Source organism: Curtobacterium sp. MCBD17_023, from assembly GCF_003224415.1.
Taxonomy (GTDB): domain Bacteria; phylum Actinomycetota; class Actinomycetes; order Actinomycetales; family Microbacteriaceae; genus Curtobacterium.
The window spans coordinates 73,184-96,278 of the sequence record NZ_QKLJ01000007.1; the positions used below are offsets into that span (position 1 = coordinate 73,184).

Here is a 23,095-nt window from a genome sequence, read left to right on the forward strand (position 1 = left end):
CGCCCCCGGACTGGGGACAGGACACCGGGCCCCCGCGGGCCGGTTCTGGCCCTGCACCTCGTCCCCGCTCCGGCTCGCCTCCCCCGGCAACGTCGAAGCCCCGCCGGTGTTCCGGCGGGGCCTCGGTCATGCTGTTCCGGAGGTCAGGCCTCCGGGTGGTGCTTCGCTTCTGCGTGCTCCGTGTCGGGTTCGGTCAGTCGACCGGTCGGATGACGGACGGGAGCACGATGTGCAGGCGCTCGGCGAGACGCGACTGTGCGTCCTCCAGCGAGCGGAAGTCCCCGACGTACTGGCCGAACGTGTCGGACACGAAGTAGTGCCCGTCCCGCTTGTCGACCGTGCCACCGAAGTAGCCGCCGTAGTTGGCGGACCAGAGGCCGGTCTCGACCTCGGTCCACGTGAGCATGGCGCGGGAGGGAGTGTGGGCCACCTGGGCCTCGAGCACGGCGATCGTGTCGACGGTGTCCGTGTCGAGGGTCACCTCGACCTGGTGCACGTCGTGGCTGATGATCGTCATGGCCCTGCTCCTTCACGTTCTGGGGTACATCTGCTTGCGGGATCAACGGTACGGGGGACGTCCCCGCCCCACCAGCCAGCCCCGTGCATTCACGGGTTCTCCTGATCCGCGTCGGTATCGAGCCCCGGAAAACCGGGACAACACGTCACGTTTCTGGGGTACAGGGGACAAAGCGGGGTACTCGCGATCCGGACGAAACGAGGCGGAGGCTGGCCGGGCCTCCCGTGCGGAGATCCGCCGGACGGCGGACCCGGCCTGGAGGCCCGCCCCGGTAGCGTCACTCCCCGTGACCCCTGATCGACCGGACGACCGCGTGCACGACGTGCCGTCGGCGCCCGTCGGCCGCATGGCCGGGTCCGGCAACGCCCTGCGGCGCCACGGCAGCACGAGCGCGCACGCGACCGGGCGGAGCCGCAGCGTCGCCGGGGTGCTCGCCGTGGGCTACGGGGTGGCGGTGGTCCTCATCGGGTTCTGGGGCAGCCCGGTCGACGCACGCGTGCAACCGCTGCTCGCCCGCGTGGTCGCCGCGGCGCAACGACGCGGAGCGCCGAGCTGGTTCGGGTACGAGCTGTTCGAGTCGCTGGCGAATGTGGCGTTCTTCGTGCCGTTGGGGCTGCTCGTCGTGCTGCTCGCCGGGGCCCGCTGGTGGTGGGCCGGCGCGGCGGCGGGGTTGCTCGTCAGCGCCGCCATCGAGACCGGGCAGGCGCTGTTCCTACCGGCGCGGTTCGCGACCATCGACGACGTGGTGGCGAACACGATGGGTGCCGTCGTCGGGGCGCTGCTCGGGGTCGTGCTGCTCGGGGTGGCGGCGCGGCGACGGCGCTGACGGCCACTCGCGGCTCATCCACCCGAGGGCGGCTCAGCCTCTCCGCACGTGCCGCCGCCTACGGTCGGGGACATGGCCTCGAACAGCACCCCGATGGTGGAGCAGCACATCGCCGTCTTCGGAGGGAGTGGCAGCGGCAAGACCGTCCTGCTCTCGTCGTTCTACGGCTCCGCCCAGGAGCCGAGCGTCCGACGATCGAACCGGTTCGCCGTGACCGCCGAGGACCGTGCACAGGGCCGCACGCTGCACCGCAACTACCTGGGCATGCGCGACGGCGACACCGTGCCCAGCCCGACCCGGTTCGCCTCGACCTCGTACCGCTTCGTCATCGAGCCGTCGGCGGACTCCCTGCCGAAGGGCCGGTCGAGGCAGAAGGCAATGAAGCCCCTGCGGATCGTGTGGCACGACTACCCCGGCGAGTGGTTCGAGGAGGACCCGAGCTCCGCCGACGAGGCCGCGCGCCGGGTCGAGACCTTCCGGTCGCTCCTCAGCGCCGACGTCGCCGTGCTGCTCGTCGACGGGCAGCTCCTCGCCGAGCACGCCGGCGAGGAAGAGCGCTACCTGAAGGCCCTGATCACCGACTTCCACACCGGGCTCTACGCGCTGCGTGACGACGTGCTCGAGGACGGCAAGCGGCTCACCCGTTTCCCGCGGATCTGGACCCTGGCGCTCTCCAAGGCGGACCTGCTGCCCGACATCGACGTCGAGGCGTTCCGGGAGCTCGTCATCGGCAAGGCCGGCGGGGAGCTCGACGAACTCCGCGACGTGCTGCAGAGCTTCGTGCAGGACCCGGACGCACTCGACGTCGGTGAGGACTTCCTGCTGCTGTCGTCGGCGAAGTTCGAGCCGGGGAACATCGACGTGACGACCCGCACCGGCGTGGACCTGCTCCTGCCGATCACCGCGATGCTGCCGTTCGAGCGCTTCGCGAAGTGGGCGACGACCCGGCAGCGCGGGGCGCAGGTGGCGGAGCAGCTGTTGCAGTTCGTCGGGCCCGTCGTGGGGTTCCTGGCGACCTCGCGCTACGGCAAGTCCCCGCTCGTCGGTGCGGCCGCGGGCTGGATCGGTGGCGGGATCGGTTCCCGGGCCGTCAGCTTCGCCACGAAGCGCGTCGCGAAGATCAAGGACGAGGCGGTGGCCGAGCAGGAGTTCACCTCCCGCGTGCTCGCGCGGTTCGCCGAGGACCTGGACCGCGGGGTCGAGCAGCGCGTGCTGCGCCGGGGTGAGTCGTGAGCTTCATCTGGGCGACCCGGGGTCGCACGTGGGGCTTCCGGTTCCTGTCGACCGAGCAGCCGGGGCAGGACCCGCTCGCCCGCTACGAGCAGGCGTTCGACGGGGTGCGTGACGTGCCGGCCGTGGTCCGTCGGCGCTCCCGGGTGCTCGCGGTCCGCTTCCCCGACCCCGAGGGTCGTCGCGACCGCTCCGGGCGGCTCATCCCCCACGAGTTCGTGCTCACCCCGCCGCTCAGCGACTCGGTGCGCTCGGTCGAGGACGCGGTCGCGCAGGTCTGGCCGCTCGTGCGTGAGCGGTACGCGGAGGTGTGGGAGTTGCCGAAGGCGCCCGCCGCTGTGTCCGACGTGTGACGGCCAGCCGAGAATCCTCCGCGTGCACCTGCCAGGAGGCGCAGTGACCGTCCGCCGGACACCTCACCGCCCTACGGTCGGCGTGTGAACCCGAATCGCAGACAGTACCGTCGTCCCTCCGCTTTCCCCTGGTGGCTCTGGGTGGTCGCGCCGCTCGCCGTCATCGGCGTCGTCGGCATCCTCCTCGTCGTGACGTGACGTAGCCCCTGGACACGACGAAACCCCCGGAGCCTGACGGCTCCGGGGGTCCCGCTCAGTGAGCTGAAGCTCAGACGGTCTCGCGCTGGCGACGGACCGAGCCGCGCACGACGAGCAGGCCGCCACCGAGGACGACGGCGCCACCGGCGACCCAGAGGGCCAGGGTGGAGACGGTCGAACCGGTGAAGGCGAGGGAACCGTTGGTGCCGGTGCCCGCACCGTTGCCGGCGGCAACGCCAGCAGCGTCAGCCGGGGCGATGGTGAAGGACGCGACACCGACGACACCGGAGGTGGCGCCCGTGGCGGTCAGGTTGTAGCTGCCCGAGCCGCCCACCGGGAGGGTGACGCGAACGGGGAGCGAGCCGTCGGCGCCGGCCGTGTAGGCCTTCGAGACGGTGGTCACGGGCAGGGCACCGAGCGTGGCGGAGTTGACGCCGGCGCCGGTGATCTGGACGTTGACCGTCTCGTTGTTCTGGAAGGCGCCTTCGCTGAAGTTGATGACGACGATGCCACCGGCGACGTAGTTGCCAGAGATCGCGACGTCCGAGTCGGGAGCGTAGCCAGCTGCGTTGGCAGCGGCGGGAGTTGCGAGCAGTGCGGCGCCAGCCAGCACGACCGCGGCGATGAGCTTCTTCATGAAGTTGTTCCCCTAGTGATCTGATCCGACAGACCCTGATACCAGAGCCCTGCCTCCGCAGATGTCAATCCCCCCGTGACCACAGACATGGCACGTGCGATTGGCGAAGTTCCCTCAATGTAGCGGATGTTCACAGAGTGTTGCCACCCTTCGTGCAACGAGTTCGTGAACAGGCGCTGGATCGGTTCCCAGGGAGCACGTGCCCCGGATTCCGTCCGCAGCCGGCACCGTGCGCCCGACGCAGAGAACCCCAGGTCACGAGCGACGCGTCGTCTCCGCCCGCCCTCCCTGAGGAGGACCGAGGTCGCAACTGAGTGCGGCTAGCAGTCCGCTCAGCCCGCGCAGCACCCCCGGATTGGGGGCACGATCGGCCGCGTAGTTCGGCGAAACGCCGTCTCACCCTGCGGCGAGAGCGGTCACCGAGTACCTATCGTCCGCGCACTCGCTGGCCTCAGCCGACCGGGACCGGCTCGGCGCAGTCGAACTGCAGCGGCTCGACCTTGGTCTGACGGACGCCGGGCGTCGACTCCGCCTGCACTCCGGCCTTCGCGAACTTCGCCTCGCCGAGGAACGCGACGCGGAAGGTCGTGCTCTGGCCCGGCTCGAGCAGCGTCTGGATCTGTGCCACCGGGTGCTCACCGTCCGTTACGGTCTGCAGGGCCGCGCCCTTGCCGTCCTGCGAAGCCTCGAGGTAGATCGAGCCCGGTGGTGCGTACACCGCGACGAGCGTTTTGATCTTGCCGGGCTCTGTGCCGAAGTATCCGCCGCCTGTGACGTAGCTGGGAAGGCTGGTTGCTGCATCGGCCGGAGCGGTGTTCTTCAGCGTCACCTCAACCACGGACGTCGGTCGCCCGTCCTTCCGGCACACTGAGCTTCCGACCGACACCTTCTTGTCGAGGTAGTAGTCCATCTTCGCAGCGGTGCCGTCGTTGAGGTAGACGCCGAACTCGCGCGTCCTCGCCGACGCGGTCGGCAGGGTGCCGGCGACTGCGGTTCCGGCGATCTGCTTCTGCTCCGCTTCGTCCGCGCTCCAGAGCCGGAGCCGCCCGTCCTTCGTGCCGTCGGTCAACGCGGCGATGAACGCCTTGGTGTCGAAGCCACCGCTCGACACCTTCTCGAAGACCGCACTCGCCGCCGATGCGAAGAAGGCATCCTGCACCGCCGGGTCCGGGTACTTGGCGTAGACGTCGCTCAACAGGAGCTTCGCTGCGTTGTCCGACGTCAGCGTGTCCCCGGTCGGCAGCTGCACCGGACCGGTCGCCCGGAGGATGTAGCCGAGCGTCACCGGGTCGATCGCCAGGACACCATCCACCTGCTGCCCGAACTTCTGCTTCCACATCTCCCGGGCAAGCGCACCGGTGACGTCGAATCGCGGCGTGAGGTTCACGTCCTGCATGTACCGCCCGGTGATGTCGCCGTACAGGCTCGTCGTCGCGGCCGACAGCGGTAGCACCGGCTTGTCGTACGGCCCGAAGGACGACCCCGCAGCTTGGTTGCCGAGACTGATCGCGCCGTCCTTGGCCTGCAGGAGCGCGACCGCGCCGGGGATCCCGCCGCCGGCGCGCAGTTCGGCGTTGTTCTGGAAGAGCAGCACGTAGCTGCGGTTTCCGTCGTGACCTAGCATCACAGGCGCGAGCTGCACGACCTTGTTGGCGGTGCTTGCCTGTCGCGCCACCGTCGCTAACGCATTCCGGAGCTGGTTCACCGCCGACGTGACCGGCGACAACGTCGACGTGGTGTCGATGTCATCGGCTGCGTCGACAGCTTCCGACAGCGTCTTCGTTGCACGCGCAACGGCGGGCTGGGCGTCGGCGAGCGGTTGCAGGTCAATGCGTCCGTTGTCTGGCCTGAACGCCTCCTGGTTGAGGTCACCGAGCACCCCGGCCGTCGGCCGCACCGCGCCGGTGGCAACGTCGTCGACAACGACCGCAACGTCACGGACGGCACGTAGATTCGTGCCGAAGAAAGGCGTGGACTGCGCAGCGCCCCAGATCGGGTCGCCGGTCAAGCTCCGCGCCGACGCGGCGTGGTCCTCCAGCTGCTTCGCCGTCCTCTGCGCCGCAGTGGTGTCCGCCCCCGTGATCTGCGTCCGGAGCGTGCTCACGAGGGCGACCGACTGCTCGAGATGGTGTTTCGCGAGTAGGCCACGCGCACCGACCCAAGCGACAGCGAAGATCAACAGCAGGACGAGAGCGACGACGATCCACAGCACAACTCGGGCTCTGGGCCCCCGGTGTGCAGCAGCGGGTCGCGACTCGGGCAAGTCGGACATGCGGGGAGGCTATAGCATTCCTCGGTTCACGGCGACTCTCAGCCGCCTCGGCGAGGTCCGGTCGACTAGGGCTTACAAGCCATGACCCGTAACACTCCTCCTAAGACTTGCGGAATGCCAGGAGTTCCTTGAATTCCGCCCTGAACCCTCGAAACGCGAGAAGTATCCCGACGCTGACCACTACTCCCCCTAAGGACGCAGCGAGGCGCCCACTCGAATCTAAACCGAAGAAGCGAGCGAGTACACCAGCCGACAATTCACATATGGCCAAAACGCAGACCGCAACCAGCGGTCGCACCAACGGTGCAAGAAAGTGCGATCGTCGGAGCTTCATTGCGGGAGGAGCAATACTGACTCCAACAACCCACATCACGAACTGACCGACGACCACCGCTGACGCAACTTCAACTGCCCCAAGTTTCGCCATCCAATAGCTTCCAGCTATGATAAGAAGCCGGCCTGGCAGCTCCGTCCAAAAGAGCACGCCCACTTTTGCTTTCACCAAGGACGCCCAATACAGAGGGTAAGCAAGGACTTGAAACGCACTCGCTACTGCCAGGAGCTGGAGGATCGGCGCAGCCGGACGCCACTGCTGTCCAAGGACCACCGCAACCAGGTCGCCCGAATTCACAAGAAGCATGAGCAACACCGGGAGCGCCACGTATGCGAAGACTACCTGAAGGCGTCGGAATTTTCGATGGAATGCCGACACCGAGTCGATGCCAGCGAGTGATGGCAACACGGCTCGCGTAAGCGGCGCAGCCAATTGCTGTACCGGCAACACACTGAGTTGGAAAGCGCGATTGTATAGTCCTACTTCCGCAGCCTTCTGCCAGACGCCGAGTAAAACTGTGTCCGCGTTGGTACTGACATAGTTCGCCACTTGGGTGCCAAACGTTGCCAATCCGAACCTAGCATGGGCTCGTAGCCCAGAACGCAACGAGGGACGCGAAGGACGCCATCGAGAGAATAGTGCGGCTAGAACGAGACCACTGAATGCCGCCGCAACTAACTGCCAAGCAAGCGCCCATACTCCGAACCCTTCGGCAGCGAGAATCACGGCCAGCACGAAGCCAGCCAATTGACCTAGCACATCCGTCATAGATAGCCGAATATACTTCGCTGAGCGGTTCAAAACGACTTTGAATTGCACCGCTGCCCCATTGAGAACGAATGTTGACGACAACAATAAGATGAGCGGGACGATGTCCGGCCGACCGTATACGACACCAATCAGCGGCGACAAGGCTATAAAAGATGCAGCTAAAATGAGGCCTATGAGAACATTAGCCCACAGAAGCATCGACTGCAATGGCCGCGACAGCACCTTCGCGCGAAGGGCCGAGAGCGAAAGCCCAAAGTCTCCAACTACCGAAGCTATACCGGTGAGGCTCGTAACCAGTGCAAGGGTCCCGAAGTCTGCTGGGTCCATCAGACGAGCGAGTACAACCAAAGAGGCCAGTTGAAGCCCATACTTCAGCCACTGCCCGGACACGAGCACGATGCTTCCGCGCTTCATCGAGCAGCCACCTGCCGCTCCCCTCTGAAGGGCTTCGGAAAGGCACTAGGCGCAACCCAGTTCCTTTCACAAACGAGCGCCACCAAAGGCAAGGCTATGCCGAGATATCCGGCATTGGTGAAGATCGGAACGGTGAAGGCCGAGGCTATGGAAACGGCCATCAGAACGCGTACGGCTCTGCGCGACTCCTGACTCGCACGTGCTGAAGCACGCCAGATAGATGCAATCAACAAGAGAAGGCATACAAGTTGAGGTATCCCACCACAAACAAGTTCTAAGAGCCACTGAGACTCCGCGGACGGCCAAACTGCCCACTGGGGAAATGCTCCCCATTGCCTGAACTCGATGTAAAATCCTTGACCCCAGCCGGTCCAGGGCCGCGATGAGACGACGGGCAGAGTCTGTGACTCCCAAATCTGGATGCGATAAGACAGGCTCTCAGGCAACCAGCCCTGCCTCTGAGCGAATGCGCCAGGATTGTAACCAAACTGCTGCCTTAGACGCGCCGTGATTGGGCCACTCAAGAACGCGGTGAGAATCGCTCCGAGTGCAACTATCGGAACGGCCCTACGACGGAACGATGCCGAGCGCGAAAGTAAAATCAAGGCTACAAACGCTGCGCCCGTGATGATCGCAAGAGTAAGAGTCGATAAAATCCCGCCCGCAACCAAGGCGAGGGCGAATACCAGACGTCTGCCATCGATCGCTGTCTCTCCTGCCAACAAGCAGAGGGCCGTGAGAACGACCAGCAAGTACGCACCCAGGCCGGTCCAGTGTCCCACCGTGCTCGTGGCCCTAGCCAGGCCGCCCGCGGTATCCTGCGTCGGACTGAAACCCGTCAGCGAGAGAACAAGGTCCTCCGCGGCGGGAACCTTGACCGTCTGAAGCAGTCCAAGCAGCGCAACCGCAGGAGCCGGAAAAACGATGATCCGTAGCACTTGCTTCCAGTCGACGCCGGTCATCAACATCAAGCGGCATGCAACGAATACAGCGGCGTAAATGACTAGTTGAAGTATTACATCGCTTCGATAGCCGTGGCCCACGTCAGCACTGTTGAACGCTTCCAGCAATGCTCTGGAACCAATGTACAACGCAAAGGCGACGTCGATCATGGTGAGCCTGTAGAACAGGAGCATCCTCGACGAAGTTACAAACATTATCACTACGGCGAGCAGAAAGCACAGATTGGCAAAATTGACGCCGCCTATCCTCCACTCAACCCCAGGTGAAGCAGCACCCACTCCTATAAGAACGGCCGACAGCGTTGCCGGTGAGGTGAAAGCCGTTGCCGCACCTTTGTTGGAATCCACGGACTTACTCCGACGTTAAACGGCGATAAACACGATTATGAGCACTGGCGGCCTCGCCCCAGTCTCGACTTGGACCCCACTCCGGAGATGCATGAGGCGCCGACAGCGGAATCTCATCCTTATCGAAATCTATAACCCGGACCCAGTCGGACCCAAACTCTGAAACAAGAGTCTCCGCCACGGCTGACTTCTGCACGACGACTGGCGTCTCGAGCGAAAGCGCAAGAAGCAAGGCTCCTGAGTTGTACAGACTTTTGTACGGTAGCAACACTACGGTGGCTTTCGAGATCTCAGCTATCAGGACGCTATCCGCCACTCGACCCTCGTTGAATACGCTCCCCGGAGAGTTCTTAATCAGCGTGCGTATTTCCTCAGCGTATTGTGCATTCGGAGCTTGTCCTATCACCTTCAAGTGGAGACCTCCGGTCCGACCGACGGCCGCAATAGCACTCTCTATGCCTTTGTAGGGTTTTACGATTCCGAAGACCAGCGCAGTCGGGTCGACCTTGGAATCCGCGGGCTCGACTTCGACCTCTCGAGCCTCTACCCAGGGCCTGTAGTTCGGATGAGGAATGACAAAATCGTCGTCAAGCGGGAAGTCAAGGCCTTGACGTACGGTAAGGTACACGTCGCTAAGAGTCGATGGAGGGAGAGTTCTTATGGCTAACTTGCGTAGGCGCCCGATTCGGTCATGGGGGTGCAGATTATGTTTCGTTCGAACGACCGGAACACGGCGACATCGCAGGGTGAGGCCCCACATGCAAAGAAGCAAGGCTGAGACTACTCGCTTTAGTCGACCTCCTGATATCAAATGCTCTGGCCAATGCAGATGGACGATGTCGTACTCACCAAACAGTGCTCGAGTCCACGAGAAGCCAATGACCTCCGTCTCGGGAGACGTTCGAGCAGCAAGCAATTCTATATAAGGATTTTTCGCCCAATGCCGCGTCCTAACATCGATGAGCACCTTGCGCTGGGTCATTGCTTCGTCCGCCTTTCCGTCAAGAAAGCTGCTGGCAAACCTGCCAGAGCAACAGCTACTGCCGCTAGGTGAGGTACTGCGTGAATCCGGCCCAACGCGAACCGGACCCCCCGGAGATCCCGCTGGCTGATAGCCGCACGCATAATGTGAACGAGTACGAAGTCTGCGCGTGAACGAGGGGACATCGAGGATTCATGCCGAAGAAGAAATGCTTGTGAGTCGCGCCACTCACGACGTCGGGAAATGGAATCCGCCGACCCCTGTTGCGTGAAGACGCGGGTTGCATTCACATGCACTTTCACGTCCGCAATCTCGGAACACCGGATCAGAAAGTCCCAATCTTGATGTTTCCGCAACGTCGGATCCCACTCGACGGCACGACCCAAAACCGCAGAAACGAGGATGGCACTGCTTTGCAAGCCTGTTGCCCCGTAGCGGAACGAACTCCGTTCCGCTAAGTAAGTCGCCAATCCTTCGTTCCGGAAAGTCGGCGGATGCCGCGGGATTCGACGCACGGACTGATCGGTCGTGCTGCTGTCTTGGACTAGATTGAATCCTGCGGTGATCAGTACACGTTGAGCGGAGCAACTGAGCACCGAAACATAATCTTCGCCGAATCGCCCTTGCGCCCAGTAGTCGTCGTCGTCGAGGTAGGCAATCCAGTCCGCCGTGGCCAGGCGGGTTCCGATTCGTCGGCAAGCCCCGCCCCCCTGCATCCCTGTAGAACACACTATCTCTGCCCTGGTTCCAGCCAGCATGCTGGCTATTTCGACCTCAACCTCGGGCCGATCTAGAACCACGATCACTCTAGCCACTTCCGGCTGCGCAAGGGCGCTCATCACCGCTCGGCGTAGGGTTGACCGTCCCGTGGTTGGCACAACCACATCAATCATCGGATGATCCGCGCCTTCTTAGGATTGCGAAAAGCCGAAAGGGTTCGAGAAGATAGCGATCTGCCAGTCGACGCGGGTCCAGCAGCAGGCGATACAGCCACTCAACGCCCAATCTGCCCATCCACCTTGGTGCTAACGACTGAGCGCCCGCCAGATAATCGATTACCCCACCAACATTCGCTACCACTTTGCCTCGCAACTGATCCTCGTGTGCGACGATCCACTCTTCCTGCTTGGGCATGCCCATCGCCACAAGAACCAGATTTGCCCCTTCAATGGCACGGTCAGTCTCGTCGGTGTTGGCAAGGCCAATGCCGTCATAGCCGTCGATTCCCTCCCAGATCAAGCCTTCGTAAGCAGACGTTACCGCGGCTTCAGCTAACCTGCTAGCGGCCGACGTCCCGCCGATAGCGACGATGCGCAATCTGCTGCGCTCCTCATGCCTGAGGAGTACCTCGAGCCAATCAGTGCTGCCAACACGATACTTCGACGAACCAAGCCGTGGCCAGAGAGACGCGGCCAGGATGGGCCAGCCATCTATAAGCCGAAGATCTGCGCCGCCCGTGTAAGCCGCAAACGCTTCGTTGGTCATATGCATGTAGACGCCATGAAGATTGTAATTGGCTATCTGCAAGCCACCACGATCGATACTCTCGAAGATAGCGGCTACGACTTGCGCAGCAGTCCGTGGAGTCACGGATATTTTGAAGAGCGGAACGTTCAATTCCCCACGCATTGCATCACAGCCCTATCGTCGAAAGCATCTGCTTAGAAATTGACAACCACGAGAATGCACCGGCTCGAGTAATCGCGGAAGCACTCATGCGCCGAAGATCTGTGGAAACGTCACTCAATTCGAAGATGACGGTCGCGAGACCCGGTCCGTCTTCGGGCGTGATTACGCGGCCTTCGATTCCATCGCGCACATTGACGGGTAATTCTCCAACATTCGTCACCACGCACGCCAGACCTCTAGACATCGCTTCAAGGGCTACCAGTCCAAATGCTTCCTGTCGAGCTGGTAAACACAGCACATCGTGCGCGTCATAAACATCGCGCAAAACATCCCGATCCTGGATGAGTCCTTGAACGTCGATCCAGGAGGCGTCCCTCGTCCAGCCGGGTAATTGCTGTTGGTCAACCCCAGCGATGGTGAGCGTGATTCCGGGTCTACTCTCATGCACCGACGCCATAGCTTCAAGAAGAAGGTCGAGCCCTTTACGCTGCACCTCCTTCCCAACGAACAGGAATTTCCTTGCCGGACCAGATCGTTCGCTTGGCGACCGGCCGGAGAAGCTATTCAAGCCGTTGCCGGTGAGTACTATTTTTTGGGGCGGAACGTCGTAGTGCTCGGTAAGACTGTCGAACGCAGCCCGCGATGCCACAAAGATTTTCGTCGCACCAGAGTAGTATCGCTGCTCACGCCTGCGTCGTTTGACCTGCTGAACCTCAGGCAGCGTCCACTTAGGTGCAGCCCCTTGCAGCATAGTGGAGGTTGCGTCAATGAATGCGCTGTACGGCAGCCTGCTGGGAAAGTACCAAGATCGAATGTGAATGACGTGACGGACGTCGCCCGAACGGCCGATCAACTTCAAGTCCCTGATTGCCGATCGAAGTGCAGCTTGAAGCCAGCCATGCAGGAATACTTCGTCCCACCTATCTCGTCGCCGACGGAAGGTCAGCGCTCTAGCTAGCCACCGCACGGGTCGATTTGGGTATGCATTGATAGGCACGACGATGGCCAGTTCTTGCATTGCCTGAGCCAGAAAATAAGGAACACCCGAAACGGCCCGGCTGTTGCGGAATGAACCATTAGCCACAAGAGCGATACTTGTCGCGGACGATCGCCTGCGGTTTTCGCTTTCATTAAGCGACACCATCAGTACGCCCCTTGCGAATTAGAGACAGCTCGAATAGTTCTGGTCAGAATTGCTAAATCTCCGATAATAGACCAATTCTCGACGTAGAAGAGATCGAGACGCACCGAGTCTTCCCATGAGAGGTCAGATCGACCGCTTACTTGCCATAGTCCCGTCATCCCCGGCTTGACGAGAAAGCGACGGTGGACATGAGAGTCGTAGCGTGCCACTTCCGCTGCGAGCGGCGGACGCGGCCCGACCAGCGACATCTCGCCGAGCAGCACGTTGAAGAGCTGCGGGATCTCGTCCAAGCTGTACCGCCGCATGAAGCCCCCGACCCGGGTCACCCGCGGATCGTTCTTCATCTTGAACAGCACGTCGTTGCCCTCGGCGCGGTCGAGCTGGCTGAGCTCCTGCAGCCGGGCTTCGGCATCGACGACCATCGACCGGAACTTGATCATGCGGAACGTCGAACCGTTCAGGCCGACGCGCTCCTGCCGGAAGAACACCGGGCCGGGCGACGTCAGCTTCACCAGCAGGGCCAGGACGAGCAGGAGCGGCGACAGCACGATGATGAGCGCCGTCGACCCGACCAGGTCGAACGCCCGCTTCGTGTAGAGCTTCCGCCCGGAGTAGGTCGGCGTCTCGACGTGGATGAGCGGCAGGCCCTGCACTGGGCGGGTGTGGATGCGGGGGCCACCGATGTCCGTCAGGCTCGGCGCGACGACCAGGTGCTGGCGACCGGGCTCGAGGGACCAACTGAGCTCGCGGACGCGTTCCGGCGGCAGGTCGTCCGCGCTGGTGATGACGACGGTGTCGGCACCGGTCTCCGCCAGGGCCTCGGTCAGGTCGTCGAAGCCGCCGAAGCTCTGCACGGCCGAGCCGGGCAGGACGCCTCGGGTCCCTGCTGACACAGCCGCACCGACGACGCGGTAGCCGGCCTCCGGCGACCGGCCGAGTTCACGGGCCAGGTGCAGCACGCTGCTGGTCGACCCGACCAGCAGGACCTTGGCGGAGTAGTTCCCCCGCTTCCGCTCGGCGACGAGCCACTGGCGCCACATCCACCGCGACAGCAGCAGGACGAGGATGCCGACCGGGAAGGCGATGAGGATGTACCCGCGGGCCAGGTCCACGTGCAGCAGGTACGCGGCGATCGCCAGGACCCCGAAGACGCGCACGCTCGAGTCGGCGACCAGGCGGTACTCGGTGCTACCGACGCCGATGACGCGGTGCCCCCGGGTGTCGTACAGCGCCAGGGCGCTCATCCACACGGCGATCACGACGATCGAGATCCCGGTGTAGCTGAGGCGCAGGTCGGCGGTGTTCGTCGCCAGGTTCGAGTCGAGCCCGAGCCACGCGATCTGCACGCCGAAGACGACCCAGAAGAGCGCCAACAGGTCCGTGACCAGGACGCGGCGCGAGTAGGACCTACTCCACGCTTCGGTGGAGCCCGTCGATGCTGAGACCCGTACCGCGCCCGCGGTCATGGTCGCCATCCGGTCACCATGTCGCGCCGCCGTCCGCAGACACGGAGACGGCGTCGCCGGCCCAGAGCCAGACGTCGTCCCCGGCACGGTCGAGGCCGATCGGGCCGATCGTCGCGGCGTCAGCGGCGCAGCCGACGGCCGGGGTCGCCGTCTCCGGCGTGACGCCGATCGCGGTCAGCGAGGCGATCTCGACACCCGCGCACCCTTCGGCGCCGACACGGGCGAGCAGGTACTCGTCGTCGTTGTCCGCCACCGCGCGGATCCCGTCGACCGGGACTTCCACCCACTCGCCGGTGCCCGAACGCCACTCGACCTTCCCCTCACAGATGACGACCGAGGTCTGCTGTCCCTGGTACGCCTTCTTCGGGCGGCCGCAGGGCGACTCGACGACACCGGTGGCGAGGACGATGCCGGCCGTCGAGATGCCGGCACCGGCTGCGCCGGGGCTGCCAGCCGTCCAGGTCACGCCGTCGTCGGCACTGGTGCGGACGGTGGTGGCGCAGTCCGCACCGACGCCGGCCAGGATCGTCAGGTCCGTACTGGAGGCCCGGATCGCCATGAGCGTCGACACGTCCGGTCCGAGCGCGACCGGCACCCACGTCGCGCCACCGTCGACGGTGTGCTCGAGGGTGGGCGCGGGTCCGCCGCACGTCGTGCCGGTGGCGCGCCACGCCTCCTGGCCGTCCACCGCGGTGAGGAAGCGACGCGTCACGGCCGCGGCGTCCGCGGAGTCCGCGGAGGCGGTCGGACTGGCGCTCGAGTCCGGCGAGCTGGAGAAGGTCGGGATCGGGCCTGCCGGGTCCCCGGCGTTCGGAGCGGTGCGACCGAGCGCGAGGGTCACGAGTGCGATGTCGACGACGACCAGCACGACCACCACGACGGCGACCCAGACCAGGGTGGTCCGTGTGGTGGTCGAACCGAGGTTTCGGGTCCCCCGGCGAGTGTCCATGTCCCCCGACCCCGTCTCAGCGCTCAGCGCGGCTCAGTGCGCCGAGCTTCTTCCCGCCGCGCTTGGGCGGCTTGACCTTCGGTGTGTTCTCGTCCGCTTCCAGGCCGTAGCCGTACCCGTAGCCGTACCGGCCGTAGCCGTAGGCGCCCGGACCGCGGACCGGCATCATCGTGATGACGAACCCGGCGATCGGAGCGCCGACGTTCTCGAGCGCCGACACAGCCGCGGCGAACTGGCCCTTGTGCGTCTTGCCCGAGGCGACGGCGACGATCGCACCGGAGGCCTTCTTCGACAGGATCGCGGCGTCCGTGACGGGCAGGAGCGGCGGGGCGTCGAACAGGACGTAGTCGAACTCCTTCTCCAGGCGTTCGATGAGTTCCTGCATCGCCCGGGACCCGAGGAGCTCCGACGGGTTCGGCGGGATCTGACCGGCCGGCAGGACGACGAGCTTGCCGCGGCCCCAGGGCTGTGCGACGTCCTCGAGCTCGGCGCGGCCGATGAGCACGTCGGTGAGGCCGGCGTTCGTGTCGACGTCCATGTACTCGGCGACGCGCGGACGGCGGAGGTCGGCGTCGATGAGGATGACGCGGAACCCGGCGCTGTCGAGGGCAATCGCGAGGTTCGCGACCGTGGTGCTCTTGCCCTCGGACTGCACGGAGGACGTCATCACGAAAGTGCGCGAGCCGGTGCCGAGGTCCAGGAACTGCAGGTTCGTGCGGAGCGTGCGGAAGGACTCGGCACGGGGGCTGCGCGGGTCGACCTGCACGATGAGCGGACGCTCCGACGCCTTGCTGTCGAAGGCGATGCCGCCGACGACCGGCTTGTCGCTGATCTTCTCGACGTCCTGTTCCGTGCGGACGCGGTTGTCGAGCGTCTCGCGCAGGACGGCGATGCCGACGCCGAGCGCGAGTCCGACGAGGAGGCCCAGGGCCACGTTGACCGGGACGTTCGGGCTGACCGGGGCGCTCGGCACGTCGGCCTGCTTGACGCGGGTGAGCTTGACGCTGCTCGTCCCCTCGGCGTCGGTGGCCTCGATGTCCTCGACGACGTTGGTGAGGCTCTGCGAGGTCGCGTTCGCGATGTCCGCGGCCCGGACCGGGTCGGTGTCGTTGACGCTGATGGAGATGAGCGTCGTGCTCGTCGGCGCGCTCGCGGACACCATCGTCGCGAGCTGCTCGGCGTTCATGTCGAGCTGGAGCTTCGAGATGACCGGCAGGAGCACGATCGGGGTCGACACCAGGTTCGAGTACGTCAGGACACGCTGCTGCGTGAAGGTGTTGCCCTGGGCCAGGTCACTCGCGCTGCCCGACGTCTCCGTCGACACGAACACCTGCGCGGAGGCGGAGTACACGGGCTTCTTCAACAGCGAGAAGCCCGCTGCCGCGGCCACTCCGACCAGTGCCAACACCAGGATGAGGACCCATCCCTTGCGCAACACCGTGATGTAGTCGCGTAGTTCCACGCGGCCCGCCTTCCCCGACGATCCTGCCGCGCTCCTGCGGTCCCAACACAGGCGCACCGGGGACGTCCCGGCCTACGGCATTCAAATAGTGCCACATGATCGAGCAACGCTCGGCTGTGTCGGGCGATCCGGTCACCGCGTCCTCTACGGTGACCCCATGAGCACCGAGTCCGACGTCAAGCACGCCGAGCCCGACACGAGCCGCCAGCGCGACCTGGTCATCCTGCTCGTCGCCCTCGGGGTGGCGGTCATCCTGGCCCGCGTCGTCGGCGGCGTGAGCCGGAGCGGGAGCATCCCGTCGCCGGTCCTGCAGGTGATCGCGGCCGACCTCGCCGTCTGGCTGCCCCTGGTGGCGGGGATCGTCTGGGTGCTGCGACGGTCACCGAACCCTGGTCGTGCCCGGATCCTGCGCCTCGAGATCGGGGACGCGATCTTCGCGATCGGCATCGTCATCCTGGTCCGGGTGTTCGACGCGTTCCTCGGCCTCGCGTTCGGCGGCAGGACCGGCCTGGAACCGGTCCCCACCCTCGGGACGCCGGACATCACGCTGCTCGTGGTGTCGGCGATCGGCCTCGTGCTGGTCAGTCCCTTCCTCGAGGAGGTCTTCTTCCGCGGACTGTTCCAGCGCCGGATGGCCGAGGAGCTGACACCGCGCACACGCTTCATGGCCGTGCTGCTGACCGCGTTCCTGTTCGCGGTGCTGCACGTCCTGCTCGGCGCCGGGACGACCCAGCTCGACGGCTTCCGGGTGTTCCTGACGACCTTCGCGCTCGGGTCCCTCACCGGCACGCTCGTCGCGATGACGAACCGGCTCGGCGGCGCGGTCCTGGCGCACGTCCTCTTCAACGCAGTGGCGGTCGTCGCGACCTGGCCGCGCTGACTCCTGCCACCGGACCTGGCGCGGCCGACCCTCCTGGTAGCCGCGCCGGCCTCGCCGCTCGGCGCCCGCTGGCTGTCGCGACTGCCAGGGCGACCACGTCCTGATCCGGCGATCCGGGCCTCCCGTCCGGTCCGCTGAGCGCGACCGCGAACCCTCCGATCTCCTGTCGGACTTCCCTGAACCGGCTGTGAGCCCTACTCTTTCCCACGTTGTAACGCGGGCGGACGGGGGCGCTCGCGCGACGACCTCAGCAGATCGCTGTCGGCCACGCCGACGAACGACCGGACGACGCCGTCCACGAGGAGCACACCTTTGCGTCCCACTCTCACCTCGACCCGGAGGCGCCGACGCGTCCTCGGGTCGTCCCTCGCCGGAGCCCTGGTCGGCGCACTCGCGCTCGGCGGACTCGGCATCTCCGCCCTGCCGGCAGCCGCCGCGCCGGACGCCCGCACCGTGGTGTCGGGAGACGCCCGCTTCCAGGTCCTCTCCCCCACCCTGATCCGCACCGAGTACGCCGGTGACGCGCAGTTCATCGACCAGGGCACCTTCAACGTCATCGGTCGCGACGACTTCGCCGCGACGCCGTTCACGCAGACCCGTGCGGACGGGTGGCTGACGCTGAGCACCGGGAAGATGACCGTCAAGTACCGCGAGGGGTCCGGGGACTTCACCCAGGACAACCTCCAGGTCGACCTGACGACGTCCACGGGTCAGGCCGTCACCGGCTCCCCGTGGGTGACCGCCGAGACCCCGGTCTGCACGATCGGGACGCTCTGCGAGGGCGAGGCACTGCAGTTGCAGGGCCTGGCCTCCGCCAAGGACCACGCGGGCTACACCGGGTCGGGCTTCGCCGCCGGGTTCGAGAACGTCGGCAACTCGATGACGTTCGCCACGACGGTGCAGCAGGCCGGTTCCTACGACCTGGCCATGCGCTACGCGAACAACCGTGGCGGCGACGGCCAGCTCGAGACCCGCACCCTGAGCATCGTCGTCGACGGTGGGGCGCCGGTCACGCTGCGCCTGCCGGCCGGCGAGAGCTGGGACGAGTGGAAGCAGACCACGGCGGCCCTCGACCTGACCGCCGGCAAGCACATTATCCGGATCGAGCGCAGCGCGTCCGACTCCGGCCGCGTGAACGTCGACAGCCTGGCGGTCGTGCCCTCCGGCGCGGCCTACCCGACGCCGACCCCCGCGACCGCCGGTCAGGACTGCGCCTTCGGTGCGGTCTGTGAAGCCGAGGACGCCGGCAAGGCGGGCAACGCCCAGACCGCCGCCGACCACAACGGGTTCTCTGGCGACGGCTTCGCGTCCGGACTCTGGGGCGGCGCGGACTCGGCGCTGACCACGCACGTGACGGGTGTCCCGACGGTGGGCGACTACGCCCTGCAGGTCCGGTACGCGAACGGCACGGCGAACTCCCCGGAGCTCACCGTCGCACCGGCCGGCCAGGAGGCCACCACCGGTGCCCTCGCACCCACGAGCGGTTGGGACTACTGGAACACCGTCACGATCCCGGTGCACCTGGCCGCGGGCGCGAACGACGTCACGCTCGGCTGCCCGACCGTGGACAACAACTGCAACGTGAACATCGACACCATCGCGGTCGTCGACCAGTCCTCGCCGCTGCTCGCCGCGCACGCCCCGCTCGGCGGGTACCGACGCGACCTCGACACGGCGAACGGCTCCGTGAAGACCAACCCCGGCCTGCTCTACCAGGACGGCTGGTCGCTCCTCAACGACACCGCCTCGGCGCTGTACGACACCGCCACCGAGCAGACCACGCCCCGCGGTGACCACGGCGGCGAGGGCTACCAGGACGGCTACGTGTTCGGGTACGGCACCGAGTACACGACGGCGTTGAAGGACCTCGCGACCCTGACCGGGCCGTCGAAGCTCCTGCCGCGCTGGGCATACGGCGTCTGGTACTCCGAGTACTACGACCGCTCGCAGGAGGACTACCTCGCCATCGCGAAGCGCTTCAAGGACGAGGGTGTGCCCGTCGACGTCATGGCGATCGACACGGACTACAAGACCGGCAGCACCACGAACCAGGGCGACAGCAAGTGGAACGGCTGGTCGGTCGACCCGTCCCGCATCCCGGACATGACCTCGCTGCTCGCCGACTGGCACGAGCAGGGCATCCACAACACGCTCAACATCCACCCGTCGATCTCGGGCAACGACCCGGAGTTCGCGAAGGCGCAGGCCACCGCGAAGGGCAAGCTCACCAAGGGTGACGGCGACCGCTACCTGTTCGACTGGTCCGACCCCGACCAGCTCAAGGCCTACTTCGAGCTCCACGACACCCTGCAGCCCGAGGGCGTCGACATGTGGTGGCTCGACTGGTGCTGCAGCGAGAACTCGAAGTACTCGGCGAACGGCGTCACGCCGGACGCGTTCATCAACCAGCAGTACGCGGAGTACACCGACGAGCAGCTCAAGGGCCGCGGTCTCGCGTTCTCCCGCGCGTACGGGTCGCTGACCGCGGGCGGCTACGGCAACCCGCAGGCCGTCCCGACCGGACCGTGGGCGGACAAGCGCACGACGCTCCACTTCACCGGGGACACCACGTCCACGTGGCAGGAGCTCGCCGCGCAGGTCGGCTACACGCCCGGTGAGTCGGCAGCGACCGGCCTGTCGGCGATCAGCCACGACATCGGCGGACACAACGGTGGCCAGTACGGCATCGAGGGCGCCGAGCCCGGCACGACGCAGCTCCCGCCGGACCTCTACGCCCGCTGGGTGCAGTTCGGTGCCTTCCAGCCGATCGACCGCCTGCACAGCAACCACAGCGACCGGCTGCCGTGGCAGTACCCGGCCGAGGCGAACGCGTCGGCGAAGCAGTTCCTCAACCTCCGCGAGGACCTGCTCCCCCTGACGTACACCCTCGCCGCCGACGCCTCGCGCACCGGCACCCCGATGCTGCAGCCGCTCTACCTGCAGTACCCGGAGGCGCAGGAGTCCTACGCGCAGGCCGGCAAGGAGTACCTGTACGGCAAGGACGTCCTCGTCGCACCCGTCACCTCGGGTGGCTCGACCGCGACCACCTCGGTGTGGTTCCCGGCCGGCGACACCTGGACCGACTGGTTCACCGGCAAGACCTACGAGGGCGGCACCACCGCCGACGTCACGACGGACCTGACCACCATGCCGGTGTTCGTCCGCAGCGGCGGCATCGTGCCCACCCGCTCGCACCACGTCGCGAACGACGCCGCACCGCTCGACGCGGTCACGGTGACGGTCGCGACCGGCGCGGACGGCTCGTTCGCCCTGCACGAGGACTCCGGCGAGGGCCAGCCCACCGCCGCAGCCGACACCTCGGCCCGTGCGGCCGGGAACTCGGCCTCGACCGCCATGCGGTTCACGCAGCAGGCGACCGGCGGCACGCTCGACATCTCCCCCGTCGACGGCTCGTTCGACGGTCAGGTGCAGGACCGCTCCTGGACGGCGACGTTCACGAACGCCGAGCGTCCGCAGTCGGTCACGATCGACGGAGCCCCCGTCGCCGCGTCCGAGTGGACGTACGACGCCGACAGCCGCACCCTCACGGTGCCGGTCGCCGAGCGCTCGGTGACGGACCGGACCGTCGTGCGGTACTCGACGCTCGCGGCCGCTGTCCCGAGCCTCCAGGTCGAGGACCAGCGCGTCACTGCCGGTGACACGCAGACCGTCATCGGCACCGGGTTCCCGGCGGACGCGACGGTCATGCTGGCGACGACGCCCGAGATGGGCGACGATGTCACCGTCCGCACGGCCGCCGACGGGTCCTTCACGGCCGAGCTGGCCGTGCCGGCGACGGCCGCGGCCGGCCGCGTCACGGTGACCGCCTCGGTGGGCGGGGTGGTCCTCGCCCGGGCCGCCTTCACCGTGGTGGCCGCTCCCCCGACGGCGTCACCGTCGCCGACACCCGCTCCGGGTGACGGTCCCGGTGCCGGCGGCCCGGGGACCGGTGCCCCCGGTGCCGGTGGCCCCGGTGCCGGTGGCCCTGGTGCCGGTGGTTCCGGTGCTGACGGCTCCGGTGCTGGTGGTTCCGGTGCGCAGCCCGTCGGCGACCAGCCGGGAGGCTCCGGTGCGGACCGCGACGGTGCCCTCGCCTGGACCGGTGCGGACGTCGTGCCGATCGGCATCCTCGCCGTGGTGCTCCTCGCCGCGGGCGGGCTGCTCCTCACGCAGCGGATGCGACGCCGCCGCGCGGAGTGAGCCGGACGGGCTGAGCGCGCGACGCTGAGCCCGAGGTCGGACGACGGCGGGGTACCCGGGAACGGGTGCCTCGCCGTCGTCGTCGTCCTGGCCCCTCTTCGGGACGCCACACCGGCGCGGCCCAGCGCGAACCAGTAGCCTGCCCTGAGCATGTCTCGCCCCACCAGCGTCATCGACAACCCCCTCGTCCGGCAGGCTCCGATCAGCGGCCTGCTGGCCCTCGGCGCGCTGTGCACCGTGGCGCTGCCGTCGCTCTCGGTCACCCACGTGGAGCTCTTCCTCGCGAGCCTGGTCGCGACCGCGATCGCGACACTGCTCGCCGCGGTCGCCGTGTACCTGCCGAAGGTGGCGCCGCTCGTCCCGATCCTGCTCGCCGTCGACTTCGTGTCCATCGCCCTGTTCCGGACCGGCACGGGCGCCGGGGCGTCGGTCTTCACGTCCCTCGTGGTCCTGCCCGTGGTGTGGTGGGCGTCCCTCGAGGGTCGGCGCACCATCGTGTACTCGGTCCTCGGCGTGACGTTCGTCATCCTCGCCCCGTTCGTGCTCCTGCCCGGCGACGTGCCGCGTCCCAGCGAACTGGTCCGGCTCGCGATCACCGTCATCGTGTTCGGCACCGTCGCCGTCATCGTGCACGAGCTGTCCTCCCGCGCCCGCCGGTCCGTCCTCACCGCCCAGGCCCGCGAGGGCAGGGTCCGCGCCGAGATCAGCCGCGCCGCCGCGGTCCAGCGGTCCCTCCTGCCGACCTCGAGCGACCACATGGGCCAGGCGGTCACCGTCGCCGGCGCCTGCCTGCCGGCGAAGAGCGTCGGCGGCGACTTCTACGACTGGTACCGCACCCGCGACGGCATCGCCGTCAGCCTGGGTGACGTCATGGGCAAGGGCGTCGGGGCCGGCCTCATCGCCGCCGCCGTCCGCGCCACCATCCGCAGCGCCCGCACGGTCGACGACACCTCCGAGGCACTCCGTCGCGCCTCCGACGGCCTCGCCGCCGAGGGTTCCGGCACCGACGTCACCTTCACCACACTGTTCCACGCCCGCATCGACGACGACGGCAGCCTGCAGTGGGCGGACGCCGGACACGGCCTGAGCTTCATCCTCCGCGTCGACGGAGGCGTGGAGCGCCTGCGGTCGGTCGACCTGCCGCTCGGGATGGGCCTCCGCGACGAGTGGGCGACCACCACCGGCATCCTCGAGCCGGGCGACCTGCTCATCTCCTTCAGCGACGGCGTCCTCGACCTGTTCGGCGGACGTGACGACGCCGTCGACTCGGTCGCCGAGCTCGCCGGTCAGGACCGTGAGCCCGCGGCGATCGTCGCGGCCCTGACCGAACGCGCGGGCCGGGTGCCGCACGACGACGACGTGACCGTCATCGCCATCCGCCGCGAGGCCGTCGTGTCCTCGCCGACCGAGGTGGCGGCGGCGCCGCTGACGCGCTCCGCCTGACCGCGGCGGCGGCGGCTGCTGCTCGCTTCGCGCTCAGCGAGACCGTTCGCGGCCGTGCACGCGAGCACTGTCGCCCAG

At 66.5% G+C, this 23,095-nt stretch carries 18 protein-coding genes; 6 read left to right on the forward strand and 12 right to left on the reverse strand.

Annotated elements, in window-relative coordinates:
- Nucleotides 1-193: 193 nt before the first annotated feature.
- On the reverse strand, nt 194-517 hold the full coding sequence (locus tag DEI84_RS10305; protein WP_110890758.1) for a hypothetical protein: 324 nt from the start codon (nt 515-517) through the stop codon (nt 194-196).
- Between the two features lie 286 nt (nt 518-803).
- On the opposite strand from DEI84_RS10305, the gene DEI84_RS15710 reads away from it, so the two are divergent.
- From DEI84_RS15710 to DEI84_RS10320, 3 genes are all read left to right on the forward strand, one after another.
- On the forward strand, nt 804-1,343 hold the full coding sequence (locus tag DEI84_RS15710) for a VanZ family protein (RefSeq protein ID WP_181420415.1): 540 nt from the start codon (nt 804-806) through the stop codon (nt 1,341-1,343).
- Nucleotides 1,344-1,415: 72 nt separating this feature from the next.
- Nucleotides 1,416-2,576, forward strand: coding sequence for an ATP/GTP-binding protein (locus DEI84_RS10315; protein ID WP_258371757.1), 1,161 nt, complete (start codon nt 1,416-1,418; stop codon nt 2,574-2,576).
- Entirely contained in the window at nt 2,573-2,926 is a 354-nt protein-coding gene (locus DEI84_RS10320) for a hypothetical protein (protein ID WP_110890760.1), read from the forward strand. Before DEI84_RS10315 ends, DEI84_RS10320 begins: the two co-directional genes overlap by 4 nt.
- Before the next feature lie 268 nt (nt 2,927-3,194).
- Here the strand turns inward: DEI84_RS10320 and DEI84_RS10325 are convergent, their stop codons facing one another.
- The 11 genes from DEI84_RS10325 to DEI84_RS10365 all read right to left on the reverse strand — a co-directional run bounded on the left by DEI84_RS10325 (nt 3,195) and on the right by DEI84_RS10365 (nt 16,494).
- On the reverse strand, nt 3,195-3,761 hold the full coding sequence (locus DEI84_RS10325; RefSeq protein WP_110890761.1) for a hypothetical protein: 567 nt from the start codon (nt 3,759-3,761) through the stop codon (nt 3,195-3,197).
- Nucleotides 3,762-4,212: 451 nt separating this feature from the next.
- Nucleotides 4,213-6,033, reverse strand: a complete 1,821-nt coding sequence (locus DEI84_RS10330) for a DUF4012 domain-containing protein (protein WP_110890762.1) — start codon at nt 6,031-6,033, stop codon at nt 4,213-4,215.
- 100 nt (nt 6,034-6,133) lie between these two features.
- On the reverse strand, nt 6,134-7,552 hold the full coding sequence (locus tag DEI84_RS10335) for a lipopolysaccharide biosynthesis protein (protein WP_110890763.1): 1,419 nt from the start codon (nt 7,550-7,552) through the stop codon (nt 6,134-6,136).
- Complete coding sequence (locus DEI84_RS15480; RefSeq protein WP_181420416.1) at nt 7,549-8,664, reverse strand: O-antigen ligase; 1,116 nt, start codon at nt 8,662-8,664, stop codon at nt 7,549-7,551. Before DEI84_RS15480 ends, DEI84_RS10335 begins: the two co-directional genes overlap by 4 nt.
- Before the next feature lie 202 nt (nt 8,665-8,866).
- Nucleotides 8,867-9,490, reverse strand: coding sequence for a glycosyltransferase (locus DEI84_RS15485; protein WP_146236350.1), 624 nt, complete (start codon nt 9,488-9,490; stop codon nt 8,867-8,869).
- 350 nt (nt 9,491-9,840) lie between these two features.
- Nucleotides 9,841-10,737: a glycosyltransferase family 2 protein gene (locus DEI84_RS16090; protein WP_110890764.1), complete on the reverse strand. Its 897-nt coding sequence runs from the start codon at nt 10,735-10,737 to the stop codon at nt 9,841-9,843.
- Nucleotides 10,730-11,371: a WecB/TagA/CpsF family glycosyltransferase gene (locus DEI84_RS10345; protein WP_181420417.1), complete on the reverse strand. Its 642-nt coding sequence runs from the start codon at nt 11,369-11,371 to the stop codon at nt 10,730-10,732. The genes DEI84_RS16090 and DEI84_RS10345 overlap by 8 nt, the downstream gene beginning before the upstream one ends.
- Nucleotides 11,372-11,477: 106 nt before the next feature.
- The gene (locus DEI84_RS10350) at nt 11,478-12,617 is read right to left on the reverse strand and encodes a glycosyltransferase family 4 protein (protein WP_110890766.1); all 1,140 of its coding nucleotides are present in this window, start codon (nt 12,615-12,617) and stop codon (nt 11,478-11,480) included.
- Nucleotides 12,617-14,092 (reverse strand): sugar transferase, encoded by a 1,476-nt coding sequence (locus DEI84_RS10355; RefSeq protein ID WP_110890767.1) that lies wholly within the window; start codon nt 14,090-14,092, stop codon nt 12,617-12,619. Before DEI84_RS10355 ends, DEI84_RS10350 begins: the two co-directional genes overlap by 1 nt.
- Nucleotides 14,093-14,096: 4 nt before the next feature.
- Entirely contained in the window at nt 14,097-15,032 is a 936-nt protein-coding gene (locus DEI84_RS10360) for a hypothetical protein (RefSeq protein WP_110890768.1), read from the reverse strand.
- Nucleotides 15,033-15,048: 16 nt separating this feature from the next.
- Nucleotides 15,049-16,494, reverse strand: coding sequence for a polysaccharide biosynthesis tyrosine autokinase (locus DEI84_RS10365; protein WP_110823464.1), 1,446 nt, complete (start codon nt 16,492-16,494; stop codon nt 15,049-15,051).
- 157 nt (nt 16,495-16,651) lie between these two features.
- On the opposite strand from DEI84_RS10365, the gene DEI84_RS10370 reads away from it, so the two are divergent.
- The 3 genes from DEI84_RS10370 to DEI84_RS10380 all read left to right on the forward strand — a co-directional run bounded on the left by DEI84_RS10370 (nt 16,652) and on the right by DEI84_RS10380 (nt 23,017).
- Nucleotides 16,652-17,374: a CPBP family intramembrane glutamic endopeptidase gene (locus DEI84_RS10370; protein WP_110890769.1), complete on the forward strand. Its 723-nt coding sequence runs from the start codon at nt 16,652-16,654 to the stop codon at nt 17,372-17,374.
- Between the two features lie 312 nt (nt 17,375-17,686).
- Nucleotides 17,687-21,574: a TIM-barrel domain-containing protein gene (locus DEI84_RS10375; RefSeq protein WP_220032891.1), complete on the forward strand. Its 3,888-nt coding sequence runs from the start codon at nt 17,687-17,689 to the stop codon at nt 21,572-21,574.
- A gap of 150 nt (nt 21,575-21,724) precedes the next feature.
- On the forward strand, nt 21,725-23,017 hold the full coding sequence (locus DEI84_RS10380; RefSeq protein WP_110890770.1) for a PP2C family protein-serine/threonine phosphatase: 1,293 nt from the start codon (nt 21,725-21,727) through the stop codon (nt 23,015-23,017).
- Nucleotides 23,018-23,095: the final 78 nt, after the last annotated feature.